At 62.4% G+C, this 15,533-nt stretch carries 17 protein-coding genes; 8 read left to right on the forward strand and 9 right to left on the reverse strand.

All coding sequences use genetic code 11. The annotated features are described in order from the left end of the window. Positions 1 to 57: 57 nt before the first annotated feature. From WE862_RS02710 to WE862_RS02725, 4 genes are all read right to left on the reverse strand, one after another. Complete coding sequence (locus WE862_RS02710; RefSeq protein WP_042030162.1) at positions 58 to 918, reverse strand: AraC family transcriptional regulator; 861 nt, start codon at positions 916 to 918, stop codon at positions 58 to 60. A 4-nt stretch (positions 919 to 922) separates the two neighbouring features. Beyond that, the gene (locus tag WE862_RS02715; RefSeq protein WP_042030164.1) at positions 923 to 1,420 is read right to left on the reverse strand and encodes a GNAT family N-acetyltransferase; all 498 of its coding nucleotides are present in this window, start codon (positions 1,418 to 1,420) and stop codon (positions 923 to 925) included. Positions 1,421 to 1,525: 105 nt separating this feature from the next. After that, positions 1,526 to 2,041, reverse strand: coding sequence for a GrpB family protein (locus WE862_RS02720; RefSeq protein WP_042030166.1), 516 nt, complete (start codon positions 2,039 to 2,041; stop codon positions 1,526 to 1,528). A 309-nt stretch (positions 2,042 to 2,350) separates the two neighbouring features. After that, positions 2,351 to 2,668, reverse strand: coding sequence for a DUF1496 domain-containing protein (locus tag WE862_RS02725; protein WP_052448098.1), 318 nt, complete (start codon positions 2,666 to 2,668; stop codon positions 2,351 to 2,353). A gap of 223 nt (positions 2,669 to 2,891) precedes the next feature. On the opposite strand from WE862_RS02725, the gene WE862_RS02730 reads away from it, so the two are divergent. Together WE862_RS02730 and WE862_RS02735 are read left to right on the forward strand one after the other, a co-directional pair. Then, positions 2,892 to 4,079: a hypothetical protein gene (locus WE862_RS02730; RefSeq protein WP_042030167.1), complete on the forward strand. Its 1,188-nt coding sequence runs from the start codon at positions 2,892 to 2,894 to the stop codon at positions 4,077 to 4,079. 138 nt (positions 4,080 to 4,217) lie between these two features. Continuing rightward, positions 4,218 to 4,994 (forward strand): substrate-binding periplasmic protein, encoded by a 777-nt coding sequence (locus tag WE862_RS02735; RefSeq protein ID WP_042030168.1) that lies wholly within the window; start codon positions 4,218 to 4,220, stop codon positions 4,992 to 4,994. Between the two features lie 38 nt (positions 4,995 to 5,032). Here the strand turns inward: WE862_RS02735 and WE862_RS02740 are convergent, their stop codons facing one another. Further along, positions 5,033 to 5,854 carry a helix-turn-helix transcriptional regulator gene (locus WE862_RS02740; RefSeq protein WP_042030169.1) on the reverse strand — a complete coding sequence of 274 codons (822 nt, stop codon included), beginning with the start codon at positions 5,852 to 5,854 and terminating at the stop codon, positions 5,033 to 5,035. A 180-nt stretch (positions 5,855 to 6,034) separates the two neighbouring features. On the opposite strand from WE862_RS02740, the gene tyrS reads away from it, so the two are divergent. From tyrS to WE862_RS02755, 3 genes are all read left to right on the forward strand, one after another. Further along, the gene (tyrS, locus tag WE862_RS02745) at positions 6,035 to 7,300 is read left to right on the forward strand and encodes a tyrosine--tRNA ligase (protein WP_042030170.1); all 1,266 of its coding nucleotides are present in this window, start codon (positions 6,035 to 6,037) and stop codon (positions 7,298 to 7,300) included. A 197-nt stretch (positions 7,301 to 7,497) separates the two neighbouring features. Further along, a complete protein-coding gene (locus WE862_RS02750) occupies positions 7,498 to 8,409 on the forward strand; it encodes a lipase family alpha/beta hydrolase (RefSeq protein ID WP_042030171.1) in 912 nt (303 codons plus the stop codon). Then, on the forward strand, positions 8,406 to 9,143 hold the full coding sequence (locus tag WE862_RS02755) for a lipase secretion chaperone (RefSeq protein WP_042030172.1): 738 nt from the start codon (positions 8,406 to 8,408) through the stop codon (positions 9,141 to 9,143). Before WE862_RS02750 ends, WE862_RS02755 begins: the two co-directional genes overlap by 4 nt. Positions 9,144 to 9,190: 47 nt before the next feature. On the opposite strand, the gene WE862_RS02760 is transcribed toward WE862_RS02755, so the two are convergent. From WE862_RS02760 to sgrR, 3 genes are read right to left on the reverse strand one after another with little or no spacing between them, the layout of a single operon-like run. Beyond that, entirely contained in the window at positions 9,191 to 9,904 is a 714-nt protein-coding gene (locus tag WE862_RS02760) for a hypothetical protein (protein ID WP_042030174.1), read from the reverse strand. A 32-nt stretch (positions 9,905 to 9,936) separates the two neighbouring features. Next, positions 9,937 to 10,332 (reverse strand): acyl-CoA thioesterase, encoded by a 396-nt coding sequence (locus WE862_RS02765; protein WP_042030175.1) that lies wholly within the window; start codon positions 10,330 to 10,332, stop codon positions 9,937 to 9,939. A gap of 50 nt (positions 10,333 to 10,382) precedes the next feature. Beyond that, a complete protein-coding gene (gene sgrR, locus WE862_RS02770) occupies positions 10,383 to 12,101 on the reverse strand; it encodes an HTH-type transcriptional regulator SgrR (protein ID WP_042030176.1) in 1,719 nt (572 codons plus the stop codon). 99 nt (positions 12,102 to 12,200) lie between these two features. Here sgrR and WE862_RS02775 point away from each other — a divergent pair, with 99 nt between their 5' ends. The 3 genes from WE862_RS02775 (at position 12,201) to WE862_RS02785 (ending at position 14,530) form a co-directional block, all read left to right on the forward strand. After that, on the forward strand, positions 12,201 to 12,377 hold the full coding sequence (locus tag WE862_RS02775) for a hypothetical protein (protein ID WP_104015927.1): 177 nt from the start codon (positions 12,201 to 12,203) through the stop codon (positions 12,375 to 12,377). Between the two features lie 151 nt (positions 12,378 to 12,528). Continuing rightward, positions 12,529 to 13,797, forward strand: coding sequence for an O-acetylhomoserine aminocarboxypropyltransferase/cysteine synthase family protein (locus tag WE862_RS02780; protein WP_042030177.1), 1,269 nt, complete (start codon positions 12,529 to 12,531; stop codon positions 13,795 to 13,797). A 106-nt stretch (positions 13,798 to 13,903) separates the two neighbouring features. Beyond that, positions 13,904 to 14,530: a glutathione S-transferase family protein gene (locus WE862_RS02785; protein ID WP_042030179.1), complete on the forward strand. Its 627-nt coding sequence runs from the start codon at positions 13,904 to 13,906 to the stop codon at positions 14,528 to 14,530. Between the two features lie 66 nt (positions 14,531 to 14,596). Here WE862_RS02785 and WE862_RS02790 read toward each other — a convergent pair whose 3' ends face one another. After that, positions 14,597 to 15,496 carry a DMT family transporter gene (locus tag WE862_RS02790; protein ID WP_042030180.1) on the reverse strand — a complete coding sequence of 300 codons (900 nt, stop codon included), beginning with the start codon at positions 15,494 to 15,496 and terminating at the stop codon, positions 14,597 to 14,599. Positions 15,497 to 15,533: the final 37 nt, after the last annotated feature.

The raw sequence follows: 15,533 nt of genomic DNA on the forward strand, positions 1-15,533 counted from the left end.
TCCGGCTCTCTCGTTTCTGCGCGACGTTCTGTACCATCCCTTCCGTCTTGCTGCGCCCTACCCCTTTAGGCTGGAGCAAAAGCTGACATCGTCCTGCACAGGATCATCGCTCATGCTGTGATAGAGCTCGAAGCAGGGACCATTGCCAAACTCCAGCCCGGCAGCAACGATGTCGCCGATATGCTCCTGCCAACGAGGGCCATACTGACTGCGGTCGGTAATAAGATAACGGGACTGGGCGTAACGACCGGCGGGAATAAGCTGGATCTCGACCGCTCCCATCCCCACCGTCCCCGCAGGCACCGTCACCCCGATGTCAGTGCGACACTGAGCTGGCGGAGTCACCTCGGGGTTATCGTGATAGATGAAGATCCACTCCCCACCTTCCAGACCGCGGGCGCTGGCCCACTGATGCAGCTGGCTGCAGACGGGGTCATACCCCTCGCCATAGGGGCCGGTGACACGCATATAGGCCAGAGTACGGGCGTCCATCTCGATGATTTTCATGGTATTGCTCCTTGCAGATGAGTGACCCTCAGCATAAGGATTCGGCTGCACAAATGCGTGTCCATCCTTGCTCATCAAGTGTCCATTCTTGCTCTTGTCGCGGCGAAACTCTCCCGGCGTGCAACCATAGTAACGGCGAAATACCTTGGCAAACGCCTGGGAGCTGGCGAGCCCCGCCCCCAACGCAATGGCCGTGACACTGGCATCGGTATAGCAGAGCTGCCAAGCAGCCCGCTGGATGCGCAGACGACGACACATCTCCCCGGGCGTCTCCCCCGCCACAGCCGTAAACACCCGGTGAAAATGGTAGAAAGACAAGCAGGCACTGCTTGCCAGCGTTTCGATGGAGAGATCGGGATTCTGCTCCAGCGCCCGGATCACCGGGCGCAATCTGGCCTGATAATCGACCATGCCGTTAGCGACTGGCGCCCCCCGCGACTCTGGCCATATAGAACACATCCACATAGCGCCCCTGGCGGAAGGCATAATCGCGGGCCAGCCCCTCCTCCACAAAGCCGAACTTGCGATAGAGCGCCAGCGCCGCTTCGTTATCGACAAAAACCGTCAGTTCAATCCGGTGCAGGTTGAGCCAGTTATCGGCCAGATCCAGCGCCGCAGCCATCAGGGCAGAGCCAACCCCCTTGCCGGCCCAGTCATCCCGCACACCCATGCCAATCCCGGCCACATGCTTGCGTCTGGGATTGGGCTCCACATGCAATGAGATCTGACCCACCAGCCTCCCATCGGCCTCTGCCACCAAGGCGACCACATCACCGTTCTCCAACCGCTTTTGCCACTGGCTAAGGGGAGGTGTGGGCAGGTGCAGAGTGCCCGCCTGGGCATTGGGCATGGCGTAGAGATCCCGCAAGGCGGGGGCATCGGCGGGTTCGGCATGACGGATGGTAATCGACATATGAGGCTCCTTCTCGAAACCCCCATCATGCAATATCCGGCTGATTTGCACATCCCCCCAGCCCACTTATTCGCCTGGCCGTGGCTGAGGTAAGGCACCGGGTTTCTATCGCCTGCTGGCCAGCCAGCTCAGCGCTCTCGCCTCGTGCTCTTTCACAAAGTCGTTCTTGCCCTCGCAATAGCGCTCGATCCGGTTCTCACACTGCGCTGCAACCGACTCTTTCAGAGCAGCATACTCCCGGCAGATGGCAGGATGAACCCTGAGATAATCACGAAAAGCCAGATGACGAACGACATGGGGATCCCCCTGCAAGAAGGCATGAATCTGATGAGTCCTCTCATCACCGCCCTTGCGAAAATAGCGACGCCGCGAGATGCCGCACTCTCCCATCGCTTCGTACCCCATGACTTCCAGCAGACCGTTTTGCTGATCCAGCCGCTCCAGCGAGGAGACCTCCAGCAGGATATCTATGATGGGCTTGGCCGCCAGCCCGCTGACCGAGGTACTGCCGATATGGTGCACTGTGAGCAGACACTCATCCAGCAGGCTGCGCAGTTGGTCTGCTTCTGCCTGGAAGAGGGCTGGCCATTGGGGACGGTAGGGAACAACTTCGACTTTCACGGTATCTGCTCCTTGGGGATACGTGGCATCAAGCCATTGGCAATGGGGCAAACTGGCTGGATTTGACGGCAACACATAACAAAAACGGAGCCGAGGCTCCGTTTTTTCACTTCTGTATCAATCACGGACAGAACGCGCTTCGCGCTCTTGCCGCTCCCTTGCCAACAGGCGTTTGTACCACCAGCTACTGCGACGACGTTGTGCATTGGAAGAGCGACGAGCCATTTCTTAGGTTCCAGCCATGAGAAGAAGGAGCTGCATTATGCGACAGGGATCACGCCCTTGTCTTTAGCTGGATCAAGAAATGGGTCACTGACCAACCGAAATCGTTTTTTGTTGTCGATCATCGCGGGTCGCCGGCAATACGGTCGCCGCCGAACGCCAGACCAGCGGGCCATTGCTCTCCAGATCGTTCTGCGGGCCACACTCCAGCCAGATATCCCCCTGCAGAATACGGGCGCCCTGCGAGTACTTCTGATCCTGAAACCAGCAGACCCGCTCCGGCAAGGAGCCAAGCGGCAATACCAGCTGGGTACTGCTCCCCTCGCCTGCCACCCTGGTATCGGTAGCTGCATGAACGGGCAACAGCCAGCAGGATGCCAGCAGCCAAAGAACTCTATTTTTCATGGACTCTTCCTTTACTTCGGTGAGCTCAGCCAATAGGGAGCGACCATACCGCGTGTTTACTTTACCGGCAAATGCAAGGCTGACTGGTATTCCGGAACCAATATGGTAGCCTGCCTGCGCCCGCTGACTATCTCTTGTCGTCAGCCGTCAAATTCCGGTGAATTTGTCCGTTCAAGACAAAATATAACCTTATTTATCAAATCGTTATTTGGATATTATCCCAATGCGTATCATGCCGTTGCTCAAGGCGGCCTGCCTGAGCCTGATGTTGTCCGCCTGTGTTGCCCCTCTGCTGATGATGAGCCCCACCAGCCAGTTGATGTGGGCCCTGCTCAAGCCACTGGTCGGCTTCGATCCCAATGAGGCGAACCTGTTCGAACAGCCTCTCGTCAAGGATCGGATGACTGCCATCCTTGGCCCCAACTACGACACCACCATGCAGCTGCTCAAGACTGCCAACAAGCTGCAGCAGGAGGGGCCGCTCTTCTACGTGCTCTCCGAGTATGCCCCCGTACCCGACATCGCCAAACAGGCGGGTATGGTCTGGAACTCGCAGACCAACCAGATGTCCGTGCTGCTGCAAAAAGGGGATGGCACCACCCAGACCTTCGGCGAGAATCTGGCGGGTACCACTCCGGTCTGGCCAACCGCCATGCAAGGCTGGCAGGCAGCAGCTACACCCCTTGCCACCACCAGTAACGCACTGACGGATAGCAGTACCAGCTCGAGTGCCGCCGCCCCCTTCTCGCTGGGCAGTGCGATCGGCAACGCCACCCGCAGCGTCACCGGCTCCCTGACCAATAGCGCCACGCAAGCGATCAGCGGCACCACCAGCAAGCTGACCGGACAAGCCACTCAGGCCGTAACCACTGGCGCCACCAGTGCAGCCAAGAGTGCCACGACCGCGGTTGCTCCGGCCAAACAGGCTGTCGCCAACACCACTGCAACCGTTCAGGACACCAAAGCAGCGGTAGCCCAAACCAGTCAGGCTGCGAGCAGTGCCGCGGCCACCACAGTACCAGCAGCCACCAACGCCGCTGTCGAGCCCGCCAAGCAGGCCGTCAGCAGCGCTGTCGCTACCGCAACACCGGCAGCAGCCAAGGCTGCCGTCGAACCCGCCAAGCAGGCAGCCAGCAGTGCAGTCGCGACCGCTGCACCGGCAGCCACCAAGGCCGTCGTCGAACCAGCCAAACAGGCCGTCAGCAGTGCAGTGGCTACCGTAGCACCAGCAGCAACCAAGGCCGCCGTCGAACCCGTCAAGCAAGCAGTCAGCAGCGCTGTTGCTACCGCCACGCAGCAGGTGAGTGCCGCCAGCCATACGGCGGGCGAGAGCGTAGCCGATGCCGCCAAAGAGGCAGAGGCCAAAGCCCGCGCCAAGGCAGAAGCCGAAATGGAAGCCCTGCTCAAGTAATGCCACAGGCCACCGCAAGGTGGTCTGTTACTTTCCGCCATACCGGGTGGCAATATCGTGCAATCTGATCATGAAGTTGTGGCAAAGGCCACATAGACTGTTAGTTAATCACGGTCTTATCCGCACAAGGAGTGTGTAATGCGTTGTCTGCTCTCTGCTCTGCTCGGTTTTGCCCTGCTTGTCGCGCTCCCTGCCCATGCCTTTATCTACTACTCGGAGCAGAACATGCCCCTCAACGGGCAGGATAAAAATGGCCAACCGGTGGGGATGGCTGTCGAACTGCTTCGTCTCATCTGGCGCGAGCTGGGCGAACCTGTTCAGCCGATCCATTTTATGCCCTGGGCACGGGGCTGGTATCTGCTGACCCAGCAGCCGGAGGCGGTTCTTTTCACCACGGCTCACACCAAAGAGCGGGATCCCCACTTCCTCTGGGTCTGCCCCATCAGCTACTCCCGGGTAGCGCTGCTCGGCCGCAAGAAGGATGCCCCCAAAGTGACCGGCAAGGCGGATCTCGCCAAGCTGCAGATTGGGGTGATGCAGGCGGATGTAGGTGAACAGCTGCTGCTCAACCGGGGAGTCAGCCCGCTCAATCTGATGTCGGTAGAGCGGATGGATCAGGTGGTGCGCCAGCTCATCATGGCCCGTACCGATCTGGTGGCCGGCAACGAGGTGATGCTGTTTCACCAGCTGAAAGAGCTGGGCTTCAAACCCGATGATTTTGTCACCGTAGCGGTACTGGAAGAGCAGGACAACTGCTTTGCCTTCAACCCGCAGGCCGACAAAAACGAGGTTGCCAGAATCCAGCAGGCGCTCGACAAGGTCAGACAGGGGGATGAGTTCAAGCGGCTGATTGCCCGCTATGAACACCTTAACCCCCCGCACAGCGCCGACAGCCAGCCTATCCACATCGAATAACCCCGCAGCCCGCCACCTGGCGGGCTCTTTATTTACTGTTACCCCTCCTCGCTAACAGCCGCAGGCGCCGTAATGAGGTGATTGAGGAAGAAGCGGAACAGCTCGGCCCGTGAGCGCAGGTGCAGCTTGGCATAGAGGTGCTTGCGGTGATTCTTCACCGTGCCGCTGCCGATGCCGAGCGCACCGGCAATGCCCTCGGTATCCAACCCCTGCAACAGCAATCCCGCCACCTGACGCTCGCGGCGGGTGAGGCTTGCGCCCCCTACGCTGGCGATGGCCTGCTCCACGGTCGCCTTGAGATCGGAGCCACCCGGCAGTACCGGACTCTGTGCCAACAACGCGGCACCCTCCCGCCAGTGCTGGCGGCACAGCGAATGCACCAGCGGAAACAGTAACTCCAGCCTGGCCAGCTCGTCACGGCTGAGGGTGCTGCGCTTGTCGAGGCGGCCCAGAAACAGCATCAGGGTCAGCCCGTCCCGCACCGGCAGAATCAATCCAACCTCCTCCTGCCAGCCGGTGGCCTGATAGAAGTGGTGGCGATACTCGGGATCGAGCCGCCCTTGGGAGACCTGCGCCAGCGTCCAGACGCCGGCAGGCAAGCCCTGCTCCAGCGCCTGCATAAAGGGATCCTGACTGAAGTGGCGGGTGAGGTAGCGATCGAACAGCAGCGCCCGCTGGTGGTGCAGGTTGTCGTAGAGGTAAACGGGGCGCTGCCCCACCCCGAGCAGCAGGGCGCAATCGAACGCTACCTGCTGCTGGATAAGACGCACCAGCGCCGCCGGAAAGGCGCTGCCGTGCAGGGCATCGACCACCTCGGTCATGCTGCGGGTCATGCCACCTGTGGCAAGAGTCTGGTTCATGGGCGCTGGGTCATGGCGATGGCTTCCGGATGGCGGATTGGTTCCCCGTAATGGTCGTGTAATGGTCACACGATAGCCGGATGCTAGCACGAGAGTGGCAAAACTGTCCCCTGGGGGACATATTCGGCGCGAGCCGGAGCGGCGAGGATGTGGCCCTTTCCCCTTGTTGTTGGAGAACCCATGATCAACCCCCACCTGCTCGATGAGCTGACCCGACGCGGCCTGGTGGCCCAGAATTCCGACCCGGCAGCGCTGGCCGACCATCTTGCCACCCCGCGCACCGTCTACTGCGGGTTCGATCCCACTGCCGGCAGCCTGCATATCGGCCATCTGGTGCCGCTGTTGATGCTGCGCCGCTTCCAGCTGGCGGGTCACACCCCGGTAGCGCTGGTGGGCGGTGCCACCGGCCTTATCGGCGATCCCAGCTTCAAGGCGACCGAGCGCAACCTCAACAGCGCCGAGACGGTGCAGGGCTGGGTAGCCAGCCTGTCGGCCCAGATAAAAGCGCTATTGCCAGCGAGCGAAGGGCTGTCGGCGCCGCTGCTGGTCAACAACGCCGACTGGATGGGGCAGATGTCCGCCCTCGATTTTCTGCGCGACATCGGCAAACACTTCTCGGTCAACGCCATGCTGGCCCGCGAATCGGTGCGCCAGCGGCTGGCCCGCCCGGATCAGGGTATCTCGTTCACCGAGTTCTCCTACGCCCTGCTGCAATCCCAGGACTTCGCGGTGCTCAACCAGCGCCTCGGCTGTACCCTGCAGATCGGCGGCAACGACCAGTGGGGCAACATCACCAGCGGCATGGATCTCACCCGTCGCCTCAATCAGGCCCATGTCTATGGCATGACGCTGCCGCTCATCACCAAGGATGACGGCACCAAATTCGGCAAGACCGAGGGTGGCGCAATCTGGCTCGATCCGGCGCTCACCTCACCCTACGCCTTCTACCAGTTCTGGCTCGGCACCGCGGACGAGGATGTCTATCGCTTCCTGCGCTACTACAGCTTTATGCCGCTGGCCGAGATTGAGGCGCTGGAGGCGGAAGATGCGAAGCGGCAGGGGCGCAAGCTGGCCCAGCAGGTGCTGGCCGACGAGCTGACGGAGCTGGTGCACGGCAAGGGGGCGCTGGCAGCGGCGCAGCGCATCAGCGAACTGCTGTTCAGTGGCGAGGTGGCCCGCCTTGGCGAGAGCGATCTGGCCCAGTTGGCGCAGGATGGCATGCCAAGCTGCCGTATCGAGGGGGAAACCGATCTGGTGACCCTGCTGGTAGAGAGCGGTCTGGCCAACTCCAAGCGGATCGCCCGCGAGCTGCTGGCGGCGGGGGCCATCAGCCTCAACGGCGAGATCCGCCGGGATGAGCAGCTGACGGCCGACGATCGGCTGTTCGGCCGCTACCTGCTGTTGCGCCGGGGCAAGAAGCAGTACCGGCTGGTGATGTGGCGCTGATTCCCGCTTGGTTGGGGAGGCATCACAAGGTCGCCTCCCCGCCTCAACCGCTGGCCAGGGATGGCCACAACCTCTTTTGAATCCCAACTTGCGATCCCCCTCACAGCCCGTTTCTCAAGCAGCCACCATACTGGCACCGGCGAACATGGAGTCCGCCCCACCTCACAACCCCTTACCAATCGACAAGGATGCTGATGATGAAGAGATGGCTTCTGGTGCTACTCTGCACCCTGCCCATGCTGGCGCACGCCAGCGGATATACCCAGACCCGCTACCCCATAGTGCTGGTGCACGGCCTGTTCGGCTTCGACAAGCTGCTCGGGGTCGACTACTTCTACGGCATTCCGCAGGCCCTGAGCCGCGATGGCGCCAAGGTCTACGTGGCTCAGGTATCGGCTACCGCCAGCTCCGAGCAGCGGGGGGAGCAGCTGCTCGCCCAGATCGAACTGCTGCTGGCCGCCACCGGCGCCGAGAAGGTCAATCTGATCGGCCACTCCCACGGCGGCCCCACCATTCGTTATGTCGCCTCGGTCGCCCCCGAGCTGGTCGCCTCCGCTACCAGCGTGGGCGGAGTGAACTACGGCTCCGACATCGCCGATCTGGTGCGCACCAATGCGGCGCCCGGCTCGGCCGCCGAGAAGTTGGCGGCCGCCGCTGCCCACGCACTCTCCGGCGTCATCTCTCTCCTCTCGGGCGGAAGTCAGCTGCCGCAGGATCCGGTCGCCGCGCTCGATGCCCTCACCAGCAAGGGAGCCAGCCAGTTCAACCAGCGCTATCCGGAAGGGCTGCCCAGCCAGTATTGTGGCGAGGGCCCGATGCGGGCGACCAACGGCGTCTACTACTTCTCCTGGAGCGGACGCGGCAACATGACCAATATTCTGGATCCGGTGGATCCGGCGCTGGCGCTGACCGGTACCTTCTTCAAGGAGCCCAATGACGGGCTGGTCGGCGTCTGCAGCAGCCACCTCGGCAAGGTGATCGGCACCGACTACCGGATGAACCATCTGGATGAGGTGAACCAGTCCTTCGGCATCCACCACCTGTTTGAAACCGACCCGGTCACCCTCTATCGCGACCATGCCCACCGCCTCAAGGAGTTGGGACTATGAGGATCGTCACCCTGCTCGCCGTCCCCTGCGCCATCGCCCTGCTGCTCGGCGGCGTGCTGCTCTGGCCGGCAGCACCGACTGCGCAGGTGGCTCGTCAGCAAGGCGTACCTGCCGCCAGCAACCATCACCACGATCCCGTGCAGGAGGCTGCCGATGAGCTGCAGGAGCGTTATCGCACCTTTATCTCGGCCCAGAGCAGCCTGACCGTGCCCACCGATATCACCCTCGCCAGCCTGCAAATCCTCTTCGACGAGCGGGAGCAACTGCGCCAGCAGAGCTTCACTCCGGCCGAACAGGAGCGGCTGTTTGCCGAAGATCGTCTGATGGAGCAGTGGACCCTGCGCCGCAAGGCGCTGGCCGAAGCAAGCGATGCCGACAAGCAGGAGTTGGCCAGCGAGCTGGAGCTCTGGCTGGCGGCGCAGCCCCGGTGGTTTCAGGAGGCCGAAGCCAACGGCCGTCTGCTGGGCGAGCTGCAGGCGCTGGAGCAGATGGAGCCAGCCAGACGGGATGCCATGCTGCTGGAGAAGGCGGGGCCGGAGGCAGTAGATCGGCTGCATCAGCTCGAACAGGATCGGCAGGGATTCAAGGAGCAGCTCAATGGCTATCTGGCCGAGCTGGGGCAGTTACCCGCCAGCGCCAGAACCGAACAGCAGCAGGAGCTGCTGGCCCGCTGGTTCGAGCCACAGCAGTGGCGACGGGTCGAAGCGCTCACCCGGATGAAGCTGGGGGAGTAGTAAGCCAATGACAAGGGGCCCGCGATGGGCCCCTTGTTGTGGTGCGCTTATTGCGGCTTGTTGGTCACCGGCAGCGGCTGCCAGGTGAGGCGAGTCACCTGATGGCCCTGCACCTCGCACTTGAGGCTCAGCTCCTGCCACCCCTTCTCCTGACGCAAGGATACATCGCCCGCAATGCCCTGCTCGCCAATCTTCAGCTTCTCCTGCTCGAAGATCACCTTGTCGCCACCAGCCAACTCCATCAGCTTGCCGTTGCAGAGCCAGTGGGCGAGCTCCGCCCCCTTGAGCTTGACGCTGCCCTTGGCGGCCTTCTGTTCGGCCGCACCGGGAGCAAAGAGCTTGCTCAGCTCGGCGGCCCGTTTGGTGAGCCACTCCTGACGCTGCTGCATGCTCATCTTGCTGACGAACTCGGCTGGCAGACCCTTTTCGTCCAGCCATTGGGTCAGTTTGCCGCTGTCGTCAAAGGCGAACTGGGCGGCGGGCTCTTTGACCCCGAACAGCTTGCCCCCTTTGAAGTAGTAGCGGCTCTCCCCCTCCAGCTTGCCCTGCTCGTTCATGATGGGCACGGCGATGATGACGGGGGCGCCATCGACCCAGGCCTTGATGTCGACGCCGTCGTGGCTGAAGAGACGGGTATCGAGGGCACTGGCAGCCCCCTTTTCCATCAGGGAGAACTGTTCGGCAAGAGTTGCCGCCAGAGACGGCAGGGAGCAGAGCCCCAGCCCCAAGCCGAGGCTCAGTGCGATCACGGTATTGCGCATATGTGTCCTGTATGTTGGCCGAAAGGCCCGGGTTAACTCTCTATCAACCAGGCCCGCAGCCCCTCCCGGTGAGTCTCGCTCAGAGGGATGGATTGGCGTGCCCGATAGTCAAAATGGATCAGGGTCGTCTCGCCGGTGACGGCCAGCTCCCCCTGCTGCCAGGCTTCCTGCCAGATGGTGAAGGAGCTGCTGCCAATGCGGCGCACACCGGTCTTGATGGTGACCGGCTGGCCGTAGAACAGCTCCCGTTTGAACTGCACCGTGTAGCCCGCGATGATCAGGTGCCAGTCATGCACATCCAGCTCGGGCGAAAAGATCCGGAACAGGGGATCCCGCGCCGACTCAAACCAGACCGCCGGCACCGTATTGTTGATGTGACCGAGGGCATCTGTCTCCTGAAAGCGGGGTTGGATCTGTATTTCCAGCATGGCTGGTGACTCCTTGTCATTGAACCGCGCTCAGGCTAACGCGCCCCGCATCAGGACTCAAGCTCCCCGCCATCAGCCTCTGCCTGACCAACCAGCTCGGGTCGCAGCCAGGCGCTGCGAAAATCGAACCAGCCGAGCGCCGTCATCCGCACCCCATGCACGCCGGTACGGCTCTCCAGCTCAAGCCAGTGGTGAAACAGCGGCACAAACCAGCCCTGCTGCTGCACCCTGGCCATCAGGGCGCGCGGGCCGGGTTCGGCGCCGCTGGCGCGCCACTGCGTCAACCCCTGCCACAACGGCAGCTGGCTGGCCCACACCCGGCGCAGCAGCGGAGTGCCCTGCAACCAGCCGTAGGGGGCAAAGGGCCCCTCATGTTCAAGGTTGAGGGTACCAAGCCAGAGATCCACATCCTCGTCCTCACCGCTCACCCAGCGACCGTAATCAAGGGTGCGCACCTCCAGCTCAATTCCCTGCGACCCGAGCAGATCGGCCATGGCACCGGCACACTCGTTGAACTCGATATGCTGGTTGAAACAGGCGAGCACCAGCCGCTGTGGCAGGCTCTGTGGCCGGGGCTGCGGCGGTGGCAGCGCCTCGCGCCAGTGGGGCAGCATGCCGAGGGCGCTGGTCCAGCCCCGTTGCAGCTCGGGGGCAACCCGTGCCATCAGGGCAACCGGACTGAGCAGCTGAATGATCCAGTAGCGCAGAGCAGGATCCTGCAAGGCACGGGAGCGCTCATCCTGCAGCAGGAAGTAGCAGCCCGATTCGAGCTCCGACTCGCCGCGCATGGTGCCAAGCTCGGGGCTGTCGCGTCCCAGCTGCAGGTGGCTCTCCAGCCGCTCCGCCAGCTCCGGCAACATCCAGATGTCGATCTCGTCGAGCAGGGCGCGCAGACCGAAATAGTCGTCAAAGGCGGCGAGGCGCAGTTGCAGCGGGTCGTTGGCGATCACCCGATAGGGGCCGGTGCCCACCGGTTGCAGGGCAAAGCCCGCCTCCCCCTTGAGCTCGCACGGCAAAATGGCCGCCACCGGCTCGGCCAGCAGATCGGGCAGCAGAGGATCCGGGCTGTCGAGATAGAGATCCAGAGTGCGCGGCCAGGGGCTATCCAGTCGCGCCAGATGGGCGAACAGCGGGCGATCCCGCAGGGCCAGCAGACTCTCCATCACATCCTCCACCACCAGCTCACGACCGTGGTGAAAGCGCACCGCCGGGCGCAGGTAGAAACGCCAGTGGCAGGGGCCGACCTGTTCCCAGTGGTGAGCCAGATCGCCCTCGATTTCCCCATTTTCCTCATTTCGCCGGGTGAGGCCGTTGAAGATCTGGCGGCTCAGATGCACCTCCGAGCGGCGCATCGGGCCGGTAGGCAGCAGCTGCGGCAACGGCCGGTAGTAGGGCACCCGCAGGATCTGGCGCCCCTCGCGGGTGGCCTGACCGAGCTGCTCGAGCAGCAGCGGGGTGAGCAGATCGAGGCGATCTTCGGCCAGCCGCACCGCCTGCGCCAGCTGGCCCTCACTGAGCAGATCCCGCAAGCGGCGCCGGGTCAGGCTCTCCTGACTGTCGAGCAGAGTGAGCCGGGAGCGCCGCCCCCGCCCCGCTTCCGCTGTCCAGTTGAGCCAGCCCTGATCCTGCATCCGCCGCAGCAACAGACGGGCGTTGCGCGGGGTGCAGCAGAGCAGATCCGCCACCTCGGCGAGGCTGATCTCCCGCTCATCGCAGCCAAGCTGCTGGGCGAGCCGTTGAAATTGCTGGTAGAGGCGACCGGTCGGCATAAAAGAGGAAATCCTTCGTTCAAAAGTCATCAGTTTTTACTTCCGCATTTTAACTCAATACTGACGATGACGCTGAGCAACAACATAAGGAGCCTCACCATGAACCATCACATCGAGCCCAAACCGAACCGGATCCAGCAGATCCTGCGCCGTTACTTCAAGCGGATCCTGCCGCGCCCGCTGCCACTTATCGAAGATCCCATGCAGCAGCTCAACCGCCTGATGCAGTGGGATATGAACCAGATCGACGACAAGGAGTATCGCCGCCGCCTCTGAGTGCGAGCCGTGCCAGCCACTCGGGACGCGCATCCCCCTGCGGGAGCAATTGCTTTGCCGGATCTTGCTGTTTACATCGGCCACGGGCCTGATAGATTGGACGTCTATCCATCTATAACTGCCATAAGCAACATCCAACAAGGAGTGTGTGATGAAAGATGCGACCCTGGCCCTGCACCACGGCTTTACCAACGACCCCACCACCAAGGCCGTTGCCGTGCCCATCTACCAGACGGTGGCCTACGAGTTCGAGAGCGCCCAGCACGGGGCGGATCTGTTCAATCTGGCGGTGCCGGGCAATATCTACACCCGCATCATGAACCCCACCAATGATGTGCTGGAGCAGCGGATGGCCGCGCTGGAAGGGGGGATCGCCGCACTGGTAGTCTCGGCAGGTTCTGCCGCCATCACCTATGCCATTCAGGCGCTGACCGCAGCCGGTGACAACATCGTCTCCACTCCCCAGCTCTATGGCGGCACCTACACATTGTTCGCCCACATGCTGCCGAGTTTCGGCGTTGAAGTGCGCTTCGCCAAGGATGACAGTGCCGAGGCCATCGCCGCCCTCATCGACGACAAGACCAAGGCGGTCTACTGCGAGAGCATCGGCAATCCGGCGGGCAACATCGTCGATCTGGCCGCACTGGCCAAGGCAGCCCATGCCCGCGGCGTGCCGCTTATCGTCGACAACACGGTCGCCACACCGGTCTTGTGCAAACCCATCGAACATGGCGCTGACATCGTCGTCCACAGCCTGACCAAATATGTCGGCGGCCACGGCAACTCGCTGGGTGGCGTCATCGTCGACTCGGGCAAGTTCCCCTGGGCGGATCACGCCGAGCGCTTCCCCCAGCTGACCAAACCCGAGCCCTCCTACCACGGGGTGGTCTATACCGAGGCCTTTGGCCCGGCCGCCTTTATCGGACGGGTACGCACAGTGCCGCTGCGCAATACCGGCGCAGCGCTGGCGCCGATGAACGCCTTCCTGCTGCTGCAGGGGTTGGAGACCCTGAGCCTGCGCATGGAGCGCCACGTCGACAACGCCCTGCGGGTCGCCAACCACCTCAAGCATCACCCCAAAGTGGCATGGGTCAGCTACGCCGGTCTGCCGGGTCACCCGCACTACTTGCTGGCAGAGAAGTACATGGCCGGTCGCCCCTCGGCGATTCTCTCGTTCGGCCTGAAGGATGGCTACGAGGCGGGGGTGCGTTTCTACGATGCGCTCAAGATCTTCAAGCGGCTGGTCAATATCGGTGACGCCAAGTCGCTGGCCTGCCACCCCGCCTCCACCACTCATCGCCAGCTGAGCGAGGAGGAGCAGGCCAAGGCTGGAGTCAAACCCGAGATGATCCGGCTGTCGGTCGGGATCGAGGCGATCGAGGACATACTGGCGGATCTGGATCAGGCGCTGGAGGCATAAGTCAGGTGTTGAGCGAGCGGGCATCAGCCCGCTCTTTTTTTACTGCCGGTGAACCGCCCCCCTCGCCCGCTCGTATACCCCACCCTGCCACCGAATCGAGGTCGTTATGATAGTCCTGCACCACCTGAACAAATCCCGCTCCCAACGCATCATCTGGCTGCTCGAAGAGCTGGGTCAGCCCTATGAAATCAAGGCGTATCAGCGCGATGCCACCACCTTTCTGGCACCGCCCGAGCTAAAAGCCATCCATCCACTCGGCAAGTCGCCGGTCATCGAGTTCGACGGCCGGGTGCTGGCAGAATCGGGCGCCATCACCGAGTACCTGATTGCCCGCTATGCCGCCGATCGGCTGGCTCCTGCACCAGATAGCCTGGAGTATCCCGAATACCTGCAGTGGCTTCACTTTGCCGAGAGCTCGGGCATCCTGCCGCTGCTGCTGGATATGTTTGTGCGCAAAGATGGCAGCCCGATGCGCTTCCTGCCGGACTATGCCAAGGCGGAGTGTGCCAAGGTGCTGGGCTACCTCAACGATGTGATGGCGAATCGCCACTATCTGGTGGGGGATCGCCTCTCCGGCGCTGACATCATGAACTCCTTCCTGGTGGATCTGCTGGCGCAAAGCGGTCAGCTGGCCCACTTTCCACACCTGCAAGCCTACTGGCAGCGCCTCAATACCCATCCGGCTCGCCAGAAGGCCATGGAGCTGGAACGCAAGCTGGATCAGCGCCCCTGACCGAACCGCTACCATGCAAAACGCCCCGACAGTCGGGGCGTTTTTGTTATGCTGGCAGAGCGCGGTTTACTTGGCCAGCGGCACCTTGTCGCGGCGCGACTTCCACCACCAGCGCAGCCGGATCTGGGAGATCAGCATCCCCGCCAGCATCAGCGAACAGCCCGCCACCGTCTGCTCATCCAGCGTCTCATCCAGCAGCAATACGCCCCCCACGGCGGCGAAGACGGTCTCCAGACTGAGAATGATGGCAGCATGGGCCGGATGGGCACCGCGCTGCCCCAGCACCTGCAGGGTATAGCCAACCCCCACCGAGACCAGACCGGCGTAGAGCAGCGCCTGCCAACCGGCAACCGCCCCGGCCACCGTCGGCATCTCGATGATGAAGGCGGTAACGAGGCTGAGCAGACCGCACACCACAAACTGCACGCAAGCCAGCTTGATAGGGGCCACCCGGTTGGAGTAGTGATCCACCAGCAGCAGATGGATCGCCCAGAACAGCGCGCCAATCACCTGCAGCAGATCGCCAAAGCCGATGGAAAAGTCATCCGTCACGCTCAGCAGATAGAGACCGGCCAGCGCGATAAGCGCGCCAATCCAGGTGTTGGTGCCGGTCTTGTGGTGCAGCAGCAAACCCAGCACAGGCACCAGAATGATGTAGAGCCCGGTGATAAAACCGGCCTTGGCGGCTGTGGTGTAGAGCAGCCCCACCTGTTGCAGGGAGGCGGCGCAGAACAGCACCAGTCCGGCCAGCACACCACCGGTCAGCAACTGGCGATGATCGTCCGTGACGGCAACAGGTTGTCGGGATTTGAGCCACCACAGCAGCGGTAGCAGAGAGAAGGCGCCGAGCAGAAAGCGCAGGCCATTGAAGGTGTATGGCCCCATATGATCCATCCCGAGGCGCTGGGCGACAAAGCCCATGCCCCAGATGGTGGCAGCCATCAGCAACATCAGATTGGAACGCATGATAATTCATCCTTAAATCAGCGTTTTGCGGGTTATC

It is taken from the genome of Aeromonas jandaei, from assembly GCF_037890695.1.
In the GTDB taxonomy this organism is placed as follows: domain Bacteria; phylum Pseudomonadota; class Gammaproteobacteria; order Enterobacterales; family Aeromonadaceae; genus Aeromonas; species Aeromonas jandaei.